16 protein-coding genes are annotated in these 15,662 nt (G+C 49.2%); 8 read left to right on the plus strand and 8 right to left on the minus strand.

The features are described 5' to 3' along the window. The first annotated feature begins 40 nt into the window (after positions 1-40). Positions 41-703 carry a transcriptional regulator Crp gene (locus A4G20_10915; GenBank protein QIW16793.1) on the plus strand — a complete coding sequence of 221 codons (663 nt, stop codon included), beginning with the start codon at positions 41-43 and terminating at the stop codon, positions 701-703. 46 nt (positions 704-749) lie between these two features. Here A4G20_10915 and A4G20_10920 read toward each other — a convergent pair whose 3' ends face one another. Continuing rightward, a complete protein-coding gene (locus A4G20_10920; GenBank protein QIW16794.1) occupies positions 750-1,184 on the minus strand; it encodes a D-tyrosyl-tRNA(Tyr) deacylase in 435 nt (144 codons plus the stop codon). Next, a complete protein-coding gene (locus A4G20_10925) occupies positions 1,181-2,035 on the minus strand; it encodes a hypothetical protein (protein QIW16795.1) in 855 nt (284 codons plus the stop codon). Before A4G20_10925 ends, A4G20_10920 begins: the two co-directional genes overlap by 4 nt. Positions 2,036-2,089: 54 nt before the next feature. Here A4G20_10925 and A4G20_10930 point away from each other — a divergent pair, with 54 nt between their 5' ends. The 7 genes from A4G20_10930 (at position 2,090) to A4G20_10960 (ending at position 10,377) form a co-directional block, all read left to right on the plus strand. Continuing rightward, a complete protein-coding gene (locus A4G20_10930; GenBank protein ID QIW16796.1) occupies positions 2,090-2,632 on the plus strand; it encodes an esterase in 543 nt (180 codons plus the stop codon). A gap of 60 nt (positions 2,633-2,692) precedes the next feature. Beyond that, positions 2,693-3,385, plus strand: coding sequence for a 5'-methylthioadenosine/S-adenosylhomocysteine nucleosidase (locus tag A4G20_10935; GenBank protein QIW16797.1), 693 nt, complete (start codon positions 2,693-2,695; stop codon positions 3,383-3,385). Between the two features lie 229 nt (positions 3,386-3,614). Further along, positions 3,615-5,486, plus strand: coding sequence for a PTS mannitol transporter subunit IICBA (locus tag A4G20_10940; protein QIW16798.1), 1,872 nt, complete (start codon positions 3,615-3,617; stop codon positions 5,484-5,486). 132 nt (positions 5,487-5,618) lie between these two features. After that, entirely contained in the window at positions 5,619-6,758 is a 1,140-nt protein-coding gene (locus A4G20_10945) for a mannitol-1-phosphate 5-dehydrogenase (GenBank protein QIW16799.1), read from the plus strand. 84 nt (positions 6,759-6,842) lie between these two features. Then, entirely contained in the window at positions 6,843-7,364 is a 522-nt protein-coding gene (locus A4G20_10950) for a mannitol repressor protein (protein ID QIW16909.1), read from the plus strand. A 98-nt stretch (positions 7,365-7,462) separates the two neighbouring features. Then, on the plus strand, positions 7,463-9,619 hold the full coding sequence (locus tag A4G20_10955) for a TIGR01666 family membrane protein (protein ID QIW16800.1): 2,157 nt from the start codon (positions 7,463-7,465) through the stop codon (positions 9,617-9,619). Positions 9,620-9,780: 161 nt separating this feature from the next. Then, complete coding sequence (locus A4G20_10960) at positions 9,781-10,377, plus strand: cAMP-binding protein (protein QIW16801.1); 597 nt, start codon at positions 9,781-9,783, stop codon at positions 10,375-10,377. 322 nt (positions 10,378-10,699) lie between these two features. Here A4G20_10960 and lldD read toward each other — a convergent pair whose 3' ends face one another. The 6 genes from lldD to A4G20_10990 form a co-directional block, all read right to left on the minus strand. Then, the gene (gene lldD, locus A4G20_10965; protein ID QIW16802.1) at positions 10,700-11,845 is read right to left on the minus strand and encodes an alpha-hydroxy-acid oxidizing enzyme; all 1,146 of its coding nucleotides are present in this window, start codon (positions 11,843-11,845) and stop codon (positions 10,700-10,702) included. Between the two features lie 154 nt (positions 11,846-11,999). Further along, complete coding sequence (locus A4G20_10970) at positions 12,000-12,548, minus strand: hypothetical protein (protein ID QIW16803.1); 549 nt, start codon at positions 12,546-12,548, stop codon at positions 12,000-12,002. A 121-nt stretch (positions 12,549-12,669) separates the two neighbouring features. Further along, entirely contained in the window at positions 12,670-13,908 is a 1,239-nt protein-coding gene (locus tag A4G20_10975) for a serine transporter (GenBank protein ID QIW16804.1), read from the minus strand. A gap of 303 nt (positions 13,909-14,211) precedes the next feature. Then, entirely contained in the window at positions 14,212-14,562 is a 351-nt protein-coding gene (locus A4G20_10980) for a 50S ribosomal protein L19 (GenBank protein ID QIW16805.1), read from the minus strand. A gap of 28 nt (positions 14,563-14,590) precedes the next feature. Next, the gene (locus A4G20_10985) at positions 14,591-15,343 is read right to left on the minus strand and encodes a tRNA (guanosine(37)-N1)-methyltransferase TrmD (protein QIW16806.1); all 753 of its coding nucleotides are present in this window, start codon (positions 15,341-15,343) and stop codon (positions 14,591-14,593) included. Between the two features lie 34 nt (positions 15,344-15,377). Beyond that, positions 15,378-15,644: a 16S rRNA processing protein RimM gene (locus A4G20_10990; protein QIW16807.1), complete on the minus strand. Its 267-nt coding sequence runs from the start codon at positions 15,642-15,644 to the stop codon at positions 15,378-15,380. Between the last annotated feature and the right edge of the window lie 18 nt (positions 15,645-15,662).

Genomic DNA, 15,662 nt, shown 5'->3' on the forward strand with positions numbered 1-15,662 from the left:
TTTGCCTGTGTTAAGCTATAAATGATTTATAGAGGATCGTATGCAGGATTTATCAAAAACCATTCCACCCATCCCTGTGCTGCCAATGCATTCCCCAACCATGGAGTGGTTTCTCACCCATTGCCATATCCACCGCTATCCCGCCAAAACCACCCTCATTCACGCTGGTGAAGATGCGGAAACCCTCTTTTACCTGATTAGCGGCTCTATGGCGGTCTTTATCAAGGACGAAGAAGGCAAGGAAATGATCCTGTCTAATGTATGCCAGGGGGAATTTGTCGGCGAGATTGGCCTTTTTGAAGAAACTGTGCAAAAACGCACCGCTTGGGTTCGCACCAAGGGCACCTGTGAGGTAGCTGAAATCTCCTACAAAAAATTCAAGCAACTGGTCAATCTTAACCCAGATATTCTCATGTACCTGTCTGCCCAAATGGCCCGCCGCCTGCGTTTCACCTCCATGCAGGTGCGTAACCTGGCTTTCCTAGATGTGGCAGGCCGTATTGCCAATACCCTGATGAACCTGGCCAAGCAGGCCGATGCCATGACCCATCCAGAGGGTATGCAGATTAAAATTACCCGCCAAGAAATCGGCCAGATGGTGGGCTGTTCCCGTGAAACGGTGGGCAGGATCTTAAAAATGCTGGAAGATGACGGCACTATTGCCGCCCACGGCAAAACCATTGTGGTTTATGGGACACGTTAGAACAAGAAAAATGCTAGGCCTTGGCCTAGCATTTTTTATGTCTCTTTTAGACCTGCAACCAAAAGGTCACTGGCCCATCATTTTGTAAGCTAACCTGCATATCGGCCGCAAACTGGCCTGTAGAAACGGGGAGTTTTTGGGCCGCTTGTTGGTGAAAATAATCGTAAAGGGCCTCGGCCTCTTGGGGGCTGGCTCCCTTGGAAAAGCTGGGGCGTAGGCCCTTTTGGGTGTCAGCGGCCAGGGTAAACTGGGAAACCACCAAGAGGCTGCCACCAGCCTGCTGAACGTTGAGGTTCATCTTGCCTTGGCTGTCGGCAAAAATACGGTAGCCCAAGACCTTATCCAGCAGGCGATCAGCCTTGGCCTGATCATCACCCTGTTCCACCCCAAGTAAAACCAAGAGGCCTTGCTCAATCTGGCCAATAACCTGACTTTCCACCTCCACCTTGGCCCATTTGACCCGTTGAATTAAGGCAATCATTGGATGGCCTTACCGTCTTCAGACAGGCTCAGTTCACCTTCTTCAATTAACATTCTATCCTTCAAGACGGCGGCAAATTGGGCGCCTAAAAGGACGACCAACCAGCTAGCGTGAATCCACACAATCATAATCGGCAGGGTGGCCAGGGCGCCATAAATGGCCTGGTAGGATGGGAAGGTGGTGATATACCAAACAAAGGCTTGCTTGCCGAGCGTGAAGAAGATGGCGGCCAAAAGTGCCCCGACTGCGGCATGGCGGAAGAGAACCTTAGTGTTAGGCACCACGGTATAAACCAGGGTAAACATCAGCCAGGTTAAACAGAAGGGGGCTAGCTTGAGCAGGTGGTAGCCAAAGGAAAAGACCCCATCCTCGCTAAAGATTTCCATGGAGAAAATATAGGAGCTGATGGCAATGCTGGCCCCGCCTAAAATCGGGCCCAGGGTTAGGATCATCCAATAAATGGCAAAGGAGACCAGGGGCGAACGCATTTTGGTGTTGTGCCACATATCGTTGAGGGTGTTATCAATGCTGAAAATCAGCATCAGGGCGACCACAATCAAACCGATGATCCCCACCGCACTCATCTGCTTGGTATTGCTGACAAAATTATCAATATATTCCTGAACCATGTCCCCCGCATTAGGGGCGAAGTTGGAATAGATAAAGCCCTTGAGCTGGCCGGTGACCTCCTCAAAAATAGGGAAGGCCGAAAAGACCGAAAAAATCACCATAATCAAGGGCACAATGGCCAAAAGCGTGCTGTAGGTTAGGTAGCCTGCATGTACGGTCAGTTTGTTTTCCTGAAAGCGGATATAAAAAATTCGTATAAAATGTAACAAAGATGACTTCATTTTTCCTCCAATTTAAGGCTATAGTATAGCCCAAAATATTTAGAAGGAAAAATTATGCCTCAGGTTTATATTATCCACGGCTACACCGCCTCCCCCGACAAACACTGGTTCCCTTGGCTAGAAGCGGAACTGGCCAAAGGCCAAATTGCCTGCACCCGCTTGGCCATGCCCGATGCCTCCAACCCAACTCCCCAGGCCTGGCAGGCCTATTTGCAGGCTCACATCAGGCTGGATAGCCAAACCATTTTGGTTGGCCACAGCCTGGGCTGCATTGCTGCTCTGAATTTCTTAGCCACCCAAACCCAGCAGCCTCTAGGCTGTGTCTTTGTATCAGGTTTTCATCAAGCCCTGGATACCCTGCCCGAGCTAAACCCTTTTGCAGATTTTTACCAAAACCAGCCCGCTTGTTTGCCGCCCAAGGCCTTTGCGGTGGCCGCCCTTGATGATGAGATCGTCCCTCACCACTACACCGATGCCCTAGCCCAACACTTGGGGGCCGACTACATTCGCCTTAACACAGGCGGACACTTTCTAGACAGACAAGGCGTAACAGAGCTGCCCATCGTGCTGGAGCTGATTGAAAAGCTATGCAAGTAGCCTGAATTTAGCTATATTAGCCGCCATTTTCTAACAATAACAAGAAGGACAAACCGACAGATGAAAATTGGTATTATTGGTGCTATGGCACAAGAAGTTGAAATTTTACGCAATGTGATGGTGGATGTGAAAACCACCGAAGTTGCAGGTTGCAAGATTTTTGAGGGCAAGATCAACCACACCAAAATCGCCCTCCTGCAATCAGGCATCGGCAAAACGGCAGCGGCCATCGGCACGACGCTTTTGCTCCAACAGGCCAAACCCGACTTAGTGATCAACACGGGTTCAGCAGGCGGCCTTAACAGCAGCTTGAACGTGGGCGATATTGTGATTTCCGATGAGGTGCGCTACCACGATGTGGATGTCACCGCCTTTGGCTACGAAAAAGGCCAACTGCCAGCCAACCCAGCCGCCTTTGTGGCCGACCAAGAATTGATTGAACTGGCCAAACGCAAAACCGAACAAGCTGGCTTTAATGCGGTGACGGGCTTGGTTTGTAGTGGCGACTTGTTCGTGAATGGCAAGGCCGCCATTGAGCAAATCCGCCAAGCCTTCCCAAGCGTGGCCGCCGTAGAAATGGAAGCCGCCGCCATCGCCCAAACCTGCCATGCCTTTGAAGTACCGTTTGTGGTGGTGAGAGCCATTTCTGACGTGGCCGACAAGGAATCCCACCTCTCCTTTGATGAGTTCTTGCCCCTGGCAGCGGAAAAATCTTCGGCTATTGTGTTGGAGATGATTAATAGCTTAAGCTAGGCCTGATTTATCCCTCTTTCTTCCTTTAAAAAATGTGATCTCGGTCACATTTTTTATTACTAAAAATAAAAAGTGTGATCTACATCACATTTTTGATTTTTCCATCAAAAATATTTTGTGATCTAGTTCACATTTTTTCACTTTTTCATTTCGTCTTTTTATTTTGCTGTGCTATTTTTCGCCAGGTTTTTAACCCCCTTTTCAATCCATTTTCTTCAAGGTGAATCTTATGATTTCAGCAGAATTAAAAGTCAAAATCCAAAGTTTTGGACGTTTCTTGTCCAATATGGTGATGCCTAATATCGGGGCATTTATTGCCTGGGGCTTTATTACCGCCCTCTTTATTCCAACAGGCTGGTGGCCAAACGAAACCTTGGCTAAACTGGTTGCACCTATGATTACCTACTTGCTTCCACTCCTTATCGGTTACACAGGCGGCCGCTTGGTTGGTGGTGATCGTGGAGCCGTAGTGGGTGCTATTACCACCGCAGGTGTGATTATCGGCACAGATATTCCTATGTTCCTCGGGGCCATGATTGCCGGCCCGACTGGCGGCTGGGCCATTAAACGCTTTGACCGCTGGGCGGATGGCAAGGTCAAAAGCGGCTTTGAGATGTTGGTCAATAACTTCTCCTCAGGCATTATCGGTATGATCCTGGCCATCCTCTTCTTCTGGGTAGTGGGCCCGGTGGTTAAGGCCTTAACCGATCTCTTGGCCGCTGGCGTTCAAGTTTTAGTCGATAACCACCTACTGGCTCTTACCTCTATTTTTGTTGAGCCAGCCAAGATCCTCTTCTTAAATAACGCCATCAACCACGGTATCTTCTCGCCATTGGGCATTCAACAGTCCCAAGAATTTGGTCAATCCATCTTCTTCCTGATTGAAGCCAACCCAGGCCCGGGCTTAGGCGTGCTGCTTGCCTACATCTTCTTCGGCAAGGGTTCTGCCCGCCAAACTGCCGGTGGGGCCAGCATTATCCACTTCTTCGGCGGTATCCACGAAATCTACTTCCCTTATGTCTTGATGAACCCACGCCTCTTAATTGCAGTGATTTTAGGCGGGATGTCAGGTGTGCTTACCCTCACCCTCTTTAACGCAGGTTTAACTGCCCCAGCCTCTCCAGGCTCTATCATTGCGGTCTTATTGATGACCCCGAAAGCCTCTCTAATGGGCGTGGGTGCGTCTGTCGCCGTAGCAACCGCCGTTTCCTTTGCTGTTGCGGCCTTCTTCCTCAAGATCCAAAAAGAAGAGGGTTCATTGGAGGAAGCACAAGCGGCTTCAAAATCCATGAAAGTTGCAAAACCAGTTGATCACAATACGGTTGAAGTCAGCTACAAGGGCTTACGCAAAATCTTTGTTTCCTGCGATGCGGGCATGGGTTCCAGTGCCATGGGAGCCAGTATGTTGCGTAAGAAGGTTAAAGATGCGGGCCTAGACATTGAGGTGACCAACTGTGCCATCAACGACCTACCAGCCGATGCCCGTATGGTGATTACCCACCAAGACCTGACCCTGCGTGCTAAACAGCAAGTGCCAACCGCCATGCACTTCTCCCTTAACAACTTCCTCGATAACAAGTTCTACGATAATCTCGTCAGCGAAATTAAGGCAGAAAACCAGGCCCAAGCGGTAGCTGCCCCACAAGCGGAAGACGCACCAGCCCCAACAGGTTTCAACCTACAGGCCGGCCAAATCTTCCTCAATCTCAAAGCAGCCAACAAGGAAGAGGCCATCCGTTTTGCGGGTGAACAGTTAGTCAAGGCAGGCTTTGTTGAGCCATCTTATGTGGACGCCATGTTCGAGCGGGAAAAATTGGTTTCCACCTATCTAGGCGAGGGCGTTGCCGTACCACACGGCACCATTGAGGCCAAGGAAGCCGTGCTCAAAACAGGCGTGGTTTTCTGCCAATACCCAGAGGGTGTGCGGTTTAACGATGAAGAAGACGGCATTGCCAAGCTGGTTATCGGCATCGCCGCCCGCAACAATGAGCATATTCAGGTGGTTTCAGCCATCACCAACGCCCTAGACAGTGATGAGGCCATTGAAATCCTCACCACCACAGGCAATGTGGAACAGGTATTGAAGTTGCTTAACGCTTAGAATTAAAAACACCCCATACGAGCCGTATGGGGCTACTCAAATTAAGCCGTTCCACGGCTTAGAGCCACAGCGTGGCTCAACTAAGTAACCTAGCACGGCTCGTGCTAGGTTTCCCTAAGATAAGGACAAAACATGAAAGCATTACATTTCGGTGCAGGCAATATTGGCCGTGGCTTTATTGGTAAATTATTAGCAGACGCCGGCTTTGAGGTTATCTTTGCCGATGTGAACGACAAGGTTATCGACCTGCTCAACCAACAAGGCTCCTACGGGGTTAAAATCGTGGGCGAAGATAAAAATGTGGTCGAACAGGTGCAAAACGTACGGGGTGTTAATTCCAAAAACGCCCAAGATGTCGTAGCCCTCTTCCAAGAAGTGGATTTAGTTACTACCGCCGTTGGGCCAAACGTGCTTAAAATCATTGCAGGCACTATCGCCCAGGGCTTGCTCAACCGCATGGCCAGCGGCAAAACTCAACCGCTCAACATTATCGCCTGTGAAAATATGGTGCGGGGAACGACCTTCCTCAAAGAAGAGGTTTTCGCCCAGCTCACCGCCGAGCAGCAGGAAAAAGTTGCGCCTTATGTGGGCTTTGTGGATTCGGCTGTGGACAGAATCGTGCCACCTGTGGAAGCCAACGAGCAAGATCCGCTGCAAGTCACCGTGGAAGAATTTAGCGAATGGATTGTTGATCAAACCCAATTCAAGGGCGACATTCCGAAAATTGCAGGTATGGAGCTGACCGACAACCTTATGGCCTTTGTCGAGCGTAAACTCTTTACCCTCAACACCGGCCATGCTGTGACCTCCTATTTGGGCAAGCAGGCCGGCTATCGCTTTGTTAAAGAGTCCATTGAAGATGCAGCCATTAAGGCACAGGTCAAGGCAGTAATGGAAGAAAGTGGGGCAGTCTTAATTAAGCGTTACGGCTTTGAGCCCGCCGCCCACGCCAGCTATATTGAGAAAATCCTCAAACGCTTTGCCAACCCCTATTTGGTGGACGATGTGGACAGAGTCGGCCGTGAACCGCTACGCAAACTTAGCCCAAATGATCGCCTTATTAAGCCTTTGCGTGGCACGCTGGAATACGGCCTGCCAAACGACAATTTACTTAAGGCCATCGCCGCCGCCCTACACTACCGCAACCAAGCCGACCCACAAGCGGTGGAATTAGCTGATTTTATTGCAAATCACGGCTTGGAAGCTACATTGGCTAAATATAGTGAATTGACGGATAAGGATTTAGTCGGCAAAATTGTGGCAGCTTACTAAGCCAATATGATGGCGCAAGCCTCCAGGCTTGTACCTTATATCAAAGCGCTATCAGCACCAGCCTGGAGGCTGGCGCTATCATTTTTGAAAGGACTTACTGTGACCTACGAAAAACTAGAAGAAACCACCACCCTAAGGGGGTTTATCATTGCCTCGGTGGCCATGTTTGAAGGCTCAGTCGATGAGCTCATCAACCGTGTTTTTCGTAAGACCGATTTCGCCATCAAATCGGTGGTCGATTCCCTCTTTGAAAGTGCCGGCCCGCTGGCTGATCTGTCTATCCGCCTCAAGGTTCTGCTAGGTTTAGGCGTGATTTCTCATGATGTCTTCTACGATATTTCCGCCTTTATCACCCTCAAACAGCAGCTTAATAATGATGAGCAGGAACACAGCCTAAGCAGCGAATTAGTTCAGCCCTTTATTGAAGAACTGAGGGTGGTGAAGGACAGGTCCCTCTTTGACCTTATGCCCAGACTGCCCCTAGCCAATCAAGATTCTGTGGTCTATCAAATGAAACTGGCCCGCTATGAAAAAGCCGTTAGGGCCTGCTTACTGCTGGCCATTATGGACTTACAAGAAGCCTTGCAGATCGAAAGCCCGCTTTAGGTCAAAGATTTGCAAAAAATCCCCTCAATCAACCCGCTTGCACTTGCCACAAGCGGGTTGATTGGGGTAAATTCTTGCAAAAATCCTGACGCAATCCTATGAAAACCACCCTCAAACGCACCTTGTCCACCTGGCTTTCGGCGAATATTCTCGACAGCCTGCCCATTTTTATTGCCTGTAACCTGGCTGCTTTGCTGATTTGGCAGCTCAATATTTCAGCCCATACCATGCCGCTGATTTTGGGCATTATCGCAGCCGGCCTGTCAGACTTGGACAACCGCTTAACAGGGCGGCTTAAAAACCTCTTTTTTACCCTGATTGCCTTTAGCATTTCCTCCCTGAGCTCCCAACTGGCCCTGAGCCACGGCTGGCTTTTTGTCCCGCTGGTGACTTTCATTGCCTTTGCGGTGGTTATGCTAGGGGCTATTGGCAACCGCTACCGCACCATTGCCTTTGGCACGCTTTTGGTTTCGGTTTACACCACCCTGGCCTATATGCCAGGCCAAATTTGGTATGCCAACACCCTCTTAATCGTGGCGGGTGCTTTGCTCTATGGGCTGGTGTCTATGCTGGTTTACTTGCTCTTCCCCAACCGAGCTGTGCAGGAAAATGTGGCCCAGTATTTTGAAGCCTTGAGCGATTACCTCAAACTCAAGGCCTCCATTTTTGACCCTGACGATACCGACAATTTGCCGGCCAAACAGTTGGCCCTGGCCAAGGCCAACAGCCTCGTGATGGGCCAGTTCGACAAGGCTAGGGTGTCGCTGTTTTATCGCCTTAAGGATCTCCACCGCTACCCCCGTACCCAGCGGCTCTTGCGTTATTATTTTGCCGGCCAAGAGATTTGGGAGCGAGCCAGTTCCAGCCATTCCCAGTATCAGCCGCTCTTTCAGGGCTTTGTCCACAGCGATCTCATTTTCCGCCTGCAACGCATCCTGACACAGCAGGCCGAAGAATGTCGCCAGATTGCCCATGCCATTCGCTATAACGAGGCCTACCAGCCCAGCCCCTTGGGGGAAAAGGCCGGGCAGGGCATGCAAAATGCCCTGGCCTTTCACCGCAGCAAGGGGGTGAAAAACCTCTATAAATTGCAAACCATGGCGGAGAACCTGCAAAATATTGAGGGGCAATTCCGCCAGCTGGCCGCCCAACAAACCGCACTTAGCCTGCCGCCCAAGTCTTCCCGCCTGATTGGGGAAAACGTGTCGGGCCTGCGTAATATGTGGCGGGTGGTTAAGGGTCAGTGCAATCTGTCCTCCCAGCTCTTCCGCCATGCCCTGCGGCTGGCGGCGGTGGTTTTTGTCTGTAGCTCGCTGGTGGAATTTTTCGAGCTCAACATGGGCTATTGGATCTTGCTGACCGCCATCTTGGTCTGCCAACCCAACTATTCGGCCACCAAAAAACGCCTGGTTCAGCGGGTTATCGGCACGGTGGTGGGCGTGGTTATCGGCCTGTCCTTCCGCTACCTCTCGCCCAGCCTAGAAGCCCAACTGGGTATGATTGTGGCCTCCAGCACCCTCTTTTTCTTCTTCCGCAATAATCGCTACAGCTTTTCAGTGCTCTTTATTACGGTGCAGGTCTTGATCAGCTTTGATGTGATTGGGCTTGGTGCCAATGAAGCCATGCTGCCCCGCATTTTCGACACCCTCTTGGGCGTGGCTATCGCCTGGGTGGGGGTGGCCTATATTTTCCCTGATTGGAAGTACACCAATCTCCACACCAGCCTCAAACAAACGCTCAAGGACAGCGCCCTCTACCTGCGCCACATCGTTGCTCAACTGCAATTTGGCTATCAGGATCAGCTGGCCTACCGCATTGTCCGCCGCTCGGCCCAGAACAGCGTGGCCAATTTAAGTACGGCCGTGTCCAATATGTTGAGCGAACCCGTTAAATACCGAGAGGCTCTGACCTTTGCCCCCACCCTCTTGGAGCTAAGCCACACGCTTCTAAGCTACATCGCCGCTCTAGGCGCTCATCGCCAAGAGAGCAGCCAAATCAACCACCAGATTGACTTTTCGGCGGTTTTTTTCAAGCAGAGCAAACAAGTTTCCCGCTTGCTAGAAGCCCTGGCCACAGGCCAAAAGATTGGCCCAGATCTTGAACAAATCAGCCAGCAGCTCAAACAACTAGCCAACCAAACCCAGGCCGATGAACGGGCCAACCTGCTTTCCCAGCAGCTAGAGCTGATCGTCCAAGTCCTGCCTCAACTGGAGCATTTTGTGCAAGAGGAAAGGCGTTATCACAAGGGCAAGTAGCCCGACAAGCGGGGAAATGGGGGCGGTTTTTTGCAAAAAAACGCCTCAAACCCACCGCTTGTTGATTGGAAAATTTTGCGAAGGACTTAACACTTTTAAGGATTGGTGGTGGCAGCGGGGCGGATAAGTTTGTATAGTAGGCAGAAAAAGGGAGTTGCACCATGGAGAGAATGAGACCGCTTTTGCCCAGCCAGCTGACAGACTGCCAGCTTTCTCAACTAGAGGCCTTATCTAAAGGATCGATTATTTATACTCAGGGGGATGCCGCCCGTGAGTTTTATTTTTTGCAGTCGGGCCTGGTGGGGCTTTACCATACCCTGGAAAATGGCAAGGAGAGCCTGGTGCGGCTTTATCATTCGGGCGATTATTTTGGCTTTCGCACCCTCTTTGGCGATAATCGCTACCATTGTTCAGCCAAGGTTTTGCAAACGGCTGATATTTTACGCCTTCATCTTCAAGACAAATCCAAGTTCCTGGCCAGCAATCCCAGCCTTACCAATGCCTTAATCCAACAGCTTGCGGTGGAGTTGCAAGATGCCGAGCGGCGTTTGGCTCAAACGGCCTATAAGCGCAGTTATGAGCGGGTTATGGAAACTATTGTGAGCCTGACCCAGCGTTACCCTGATTACCCTTGGACCTATCGGGAAATTGCCGAGTTTTCAGGCTGCGAAACCGAAACGGCCATTCGGGTCAGCCGTGAGCTGAAAAAGCAGGGGATCTTGGATGGAGATTGCCGGCATTTGAAAATAAGTGGGTAGAGAAGAATAGGGATGGTAAGGATGGCGCCAGCGTCCACCCCATCTTGTCCAAAACATCAAAATGTGATTAAACGTGATCGGTAGGGACGCATTGCATGCGTCCACAAACAAGACATTATATCAAATATTGATGAGGCATAAATATCGTAACGGACGCATTGCATGCGTCCACAAACAAGACATTATATCAAATATTGATGAGGCATAAATATCGTAACGGACGCATGCAATGCGTCCCTACAAAAGGCTATTTAAGTTCAATGGTAAGGTTTTGAACAGTTGTGGCGCCATCAAAGAGACAATCAAACTATCAAAAGGTTGATTAGATCTTACTAAAATCCACCAAGGCACTTGGGCTGATGTCGCTGATGGTTTTGTTGCTGGTCAGCGTCATGGCCACCCGCATTTCTTTCTTGAAGATGTCGAGCATATTTTCCACACCTGCCTGGCCGGCGGTGCTCAGTGCATAGACAAAGGCACGGCCCAGCATGGTGGCATCGGCACCGAGGGCGATCATCCGCACCACATCTAGCCCGTTACGCACACCGCCATCGGCGAGAATTTTGATGTCACCCTTCACCGCATCGGCAATGGCCGGCAGGGCCTTGGCAGAAGAAAGCACGCCGTCTAGCTGGCGGCCGCCGTGGTTAGAGACCACAATCCCATCTGCCCCGAAACGGACGGCATCCTTGGCATCTTCTGCGTCTAAAATCCCCTTGATAACCATTGGGCCATCCCAGAATTCACGGATCCACTCTAGGTCTTTCCAGCAAATGGACGGGTCGAAGTTGGCGGTTAGCCAGCCGATATAGTCATCTAGGCCCACATCCTTACCCATATATTTGGACACATTACCCAGCGTGTGTGGCTTGCCCTTAATGCCCACATCCCAGGCCCAGAAAGGGTGGGTGATGCCTTGTAGGATACGGCGGATTTCCTTGTAAGGGCCGCTCATGCCTGAGTGCATATCGCGGTAGCGGGCGCCTGGGGTTGGCATATCTACGGTGAAAACGAGGGTGGAGCAGCCAGCGGCCTTGGCCCGCTCAAGGGCATTTTTCATAAAGCCACGGTCTTTTAAAACATAAAGCTGGAACCACATTGGGCGCTTGATGGCAGGCGCCACTTCTTCAATGGGGCAGATAGACACGGTTGAAAGGGTAAAGGGAATGCCCTTGTTGTCTGCCGCTCTGGCCGCCTGCACCTCACCACGGCGGGCATACATACCACAGGCACCGACAGGGGCAAGGGCAACAGGCATGGAGAGTTTTTCGCCAAAGAGTTCAATTTCGGTGTTTAATTCAGACATATCGGTTAAGACCCGTTGTCTGAGGGCTATATCTTCTAAATCACTAATATTACGTTTGAGGGTTTGTTCCGCATAAGAGCCGCCATCGGCATAGTGGAACATAAACGGTGGAACTTTACGGCGGGCCGCTTCTCGGTAGTCATTTGCAGATGAAATAATCATTAGAACCTCTTTATATAAATAAGAATAATTATCTTTTAAGTGTAAAACAAATGTTAAGAGAAGGGCAGTAAAATAGGAAAATTTTTTACTGAAATGTGACGGAGTTCACAAAAAATGGAGGTGCGTTTAAAAAACAAACGCACTTTGGAGGAGATTAGAGCAGGAGGGCGGCGCCCCACTTGATAATATCAAAGAAAAATTTATTTTGGCCTGTGGCGACACCATCAGGATTATTGGGTTCTGTGGCAGCTTGTTCAGCCATACCGCTCATATATTGGCCCTTCACCACGGCCAAATCATCCCGTGCCTGCTTGCGTAAGACCTCGCATTGTTGGGCCTTAAGGGGCTTATAATCGCTTTGTTTGTATTGTTTAAAGAGCAAGGTGGCATAGCCCATGGATTTTTCATCTTCTTGTAAGATCTTCACATAATCGGCCCCGATAACCTCTTCAAGCGGGTAGAAAAAGACATATTGGGAATGAATATAGGCATCTTCCTTGGAAAAATGTTGCTGCTGAATGCGGGTTAAGTTGGGGTAAATACAGGCTTCTGCCTGGCGGCTGAGTGCCACCCAGCGTTGGGCATCCTTATCGCTTAATACATAATCGGCATTGGCAAATTCCCCAGGGAAGGCTGTTTGCTTAGACGAGGTGCTGCAAGCGCTGATGAGGACAAGCAGGGCTGGCAGGAGTAATTTTTTCATGCTGTTATCAACCTATAAGATCTCATAAAACGGGCGGCATTCTAACAATAATTGGCGGGAAGTAAAGCAATAAAGGCTGCCTGGGCCGATCAAAGCCAAGGCAGCCTGAAAGAAAGGTGGCTTAGAAGAGGCCGTAAACTACAGCGGAAATGGCAATAAGCCCCATCACGGTAACAAAAATATTGCTAAGTTGGCCCTGGTAGCGTTTCATAGCAGGGATTTTGGCAATGGCATACATTGGCATAATAAACAAGATGGCGGCAATGATTGGCCCGCCTAGGGATTCAATTAGGCCTAAGATGCTTGGGTTGATAATGGCCACGCCCCAAAGGGTAAAGAGGAAAAAGACAGCCGTGAAGCGGTTTAATTTTTTAGGCTCAACCTGAGTTTGGGTGCATTTTCTGATCAAGCCCTCTAAACCTTCTCGTGCGCCCAAGTAGTGGCCGAAGAAGGAGCTAGTAATGGCCAAAAAGGCAATGAGTGGCCCCAAATAAGAGATGTAAGGGTTGTCGAACTTATTGGCCAGATAAGACAAAATACTGATGTTTTCTGCCTTGGCTTGGGCTAGATCTTGAGGCGTGAGGGAAAGCACGCAGCTAAAGACAAAGAGCATAACAAAGAAGAGGAGAACGCTGGATGTGCCTTTGAGAGTGCGGCTAACGTGTTTTTCTGTTAAGGCCTCATCTTGGTATTCCCGCTGCTGGGATTGGGCAAAGGAAGAAATAGCTGGGGAATGGTTAAAGGAGAAAACCAAGACAGGAATGGTTATCCAAAGGGTGTGGATAAAGGCGCCTGCACTTGGCACTTCATTTAACATGGAGGTATTCCATTCAGGAATTAAATAAAGGGAGAGGACAAATAAAATAATAACCAGGGGATAAACCAAAAATTCGGTAATTTTCAGCATGATTTTCTCCCCCATTAACATGACCGAAATAAGGCCTGCAATTAGGAGAAAGGAGAGCAAGGCTCGATTAGGGGAAGCCATGCCTAATTGATGGACAATAAAAGAATCCACGGTATTGGTAATGCCATTTCCATAAATTAAGAGAATGGGGAAAATAGCAAAAAAGTAGAGGAGGGTAATTAATTTTCCTGCGGTTTTACCGAAATGTTCTTCGACCACTTGGGTAATATCGCTGCCTGGTTTTTTAGACGACAGCACAAAGCGGGCCAGGCCACGGTGGGCCAAATAGGTCATGGGCCCGACCAGAAGTGCCATCACCACCAAGGGCCAAAAGCCATTCGTGCCGGCATTGATGGGCAAAAAGAGTACGCCTGCCCCAACAGCCGTGCCAAATAAATTTAGCACCCACAAGAGATCAAATTTATTCCATTTGGTTTTCATATCCAACTCCATAAAAAATAAAAAAGAAAGATTAACCCTGATATGGTAATAAATGAGCTAGGCTGGTTCAAAGGGAGAATGCCATTCTTGTGATTAAGATCACGATTTATGAAAAGAAATTTTGAAAGTATCTCTGACAGATAAGTTTTTTTATTTTAATAAAATAATATAGCTTATCTATTAGGTTGGTATTTAAACAAGGATAAATAATAAAACAAGCGGCTGGAAAATGCGATTTTTTTGCAAATTTCATTGTGTTTTTGCCCGCTTGTAAAAACAAAAGGCTTGGAAATCCAAGCCTTTTGCAGATTGCGATTAGTCGCCCAAACGCTCTTTGATACGTGCAGATTTACCGCTGCGCTCACGTAGGTAGTAAAGTTTGGCCTTACGAACCGCACCCTTACGTTTAACAGTGATAGTATCAATTACTGGTGAGTGAGTTTGGAAAACACGCTCAACGCCTACGCCGTTAGAGATCTTGCGGAGGGTGAACGCTGAGTGCAAGCCACGGTTACGAATTGCAATAACCACGCCTTCGAACGCTTGCAAACGTTTTTTGCTACCTTCTACTACCCATACTTTTACTTCCAAAGTGTCACCAGGACGGAAGCTTGGTACGTTTTGTTTTAACTGTTCTTGTTCAATTTGTTTAATGATGTTACTCATAATAAAATTTTCCTAGATGTAACTGAATCTATTGATGACGCTGTTTGATTTTTCTTAACAACGCCGCTTGTTCGCCAGTCAGAGCTAGGTTTTCCAATAGCTCAGGGCGTCTTAACCACGTTCGCTCTAGCGACTGTTCCAGTCGCCATTTGCGGATTTCTTCGTGGTGTCCCGACATCAGCACGGGCGGTACAGGTTGGCCATCAAGCACTTCTGGGCGGGTGTAGTGCGGGCAATCTAAAAGCCCGGTGGCAAAGGAATCTTCATCTGCCGAGGCCTGCTTGCCTAACACCCCTGGGACAAACCGTGCAACTGCATCAATCAATGCCATTGCAGGAATTTCCCCGCCTGTTAAGACATAATCCCCAATCGACCACTCTTCATCAATTTCTGCCTGAATTAGGCGTTCATCAATGCCTTCGTAGCGGCCGCAAACCAAAATCAACTTTTGGTTGCCAGACAAGGTTTTCACGCCTGCCTGATCGAGTTTTCTGCCCTGAGGCGAAAGGTAAATCACCTTTACTTCGCCCTCGCCTTTTGCAAGTTCTGCTGCCTTTCGTGCCGCTTGTATCGCATCACGCAGGGGCTGAACCATCATCAACATACCCGGCCCACCGCCATAAGGACGGTCGTCCACCGTTTTATGTTTATCCAAGGTGAAATCTCGAGGATTCCAGCACTGGATCTGCAAAAGGTCTTGCTTAACTGCTCTGCCTGTTACCCCAAAGTCCGTAATGGCTTTAAACATTTCAGGGAATAACGAAATGATCCCTATCCACATAAAGCCCTACTATTACGTTCCTGCATACCTGAGGTTAGAAACCAGCGTCCCATTCCACCGTAATGGTTTTGGTGGTGAGATCGACTCTTTTAACTACTTGTTCGTATAAAAACGGAATTAACCGCTCTTGTTTGCCGAAAGCATCTTTACCGTTGGCTTTAACTACCAAGACATCATTTGAGCCGGTTTCCATCATTTCGGATACCACACCCATTTGATAGCCTTCGGTATTCACCACTGCACAACCGATTAAGTCATGCCAATAATAATCGCCCTCTTCCAACTCAGGGAAAACGGCCAAGTCCACGCCAATTTCGGC

Source organism: Pasteurellaceae bacterium RH1A, from assembly GCA_012221805.1.
Classification (GTDB): domain Bacteria; phylum Pseudomonadota; class Gammaproteobacteria; order Enterobacterales; family Pasteurellaceae; genus RH1A.

Bases quoted from the DNA above. Each gene is read 5' to 3' on its own strand.
- A4G20_10915 (QIW16793.1), top strand. From the start codon at position 41: ATGCAGGATTTATCAAAAACCATTCCACCCATCCCTGTGCTGCCAATG.
- A4G20_10920 (QIW16794.1), bottom strand. From the start codon at position 1,184: ATGATTGCCTTAATTCAACGGGTCAAATGGGCCAAGGTGGAGGTGGAA.
- A4G20_10925 (QIW16795.1), bottom strand. From the start codon at position 2,035: ATGAAGTCATCTTTGTTACATTTTATACGAATTTTTTATATCCGCTTT.
- A4G20_10930 (QIW16796.1), top strand. From the start codon at position 2,090: ATGCCTCAGGTTTATATTATCCACGGCTACACCGCCTCCCCCGACAAA.
- A4G20_10935 (QIW16797.1), top strand. From the start codon at position 2,693: ATGAAAATTGGTATTATTGGTGCTATGGCACAAGAAGTTGAAATTTTA.
- A4G20_10940 (QIW16798.1), top strand. From the start codon at position 3,615: ATGATTTCAGCAGAATTAAAAGTCAAAATCCAAAGTTTTGGACGTTTC.
- A4G20_10945 (QIW16799.1), top strand. From the start codon at position 5,619: ATGAAAGCATTACATTTCGGTGCAGGCAATATTGGCCGTGGCTTTATT.
- A4G20_10955 (QIW16800.1), top strand. From the start codon at position 7,463: ATGAAAACCACCCTCAAACGCACCTTGTCCACCTGGCTTTCGGCGAAT.
- A4G20_10960 (QIW16801.1), top strand. From the start codon at position 9,781: ATGGAGAGAATGAGACCGCTTTTGCCCAGCCAGCTGACAGACTGCCAG.
- lldD (QIW16802.1), bottom strand. From the start codon at position 11,845: ATGATTATTTCATCTGCAAATGACTACCGAGAAGCGGCCCGCCGTAAA.
- A4G20_10970 (QIW16803.1), bottom strand. From the start codon at position 12,548: ATGAAAAAATTACTCCTGCCAGCCCTGCTTGTCCTCATCAGCGCTTGC.
- A4G20_10975 (QIW16804.1), bottom strand. From the start codon at position 13,908: ATGGAGTTGGATATGAAAACCAAATGGAATAAATTTGATCTCTTGTGG.
- A4G20_10980 (QIW16805.1), bottom strand. From the start codon at position 14,562: ATGAGTAACATCATTAAACAAATTGAACAAGAACAGTTAAAACAAAAC.
- A4G20_10985 (QIW16806.1), bottom strand. From the start codon at position 15,343: ATGTGGATAGGGATCATTTCGTTATTCCCTGAAATGTTTAAAGCCATT.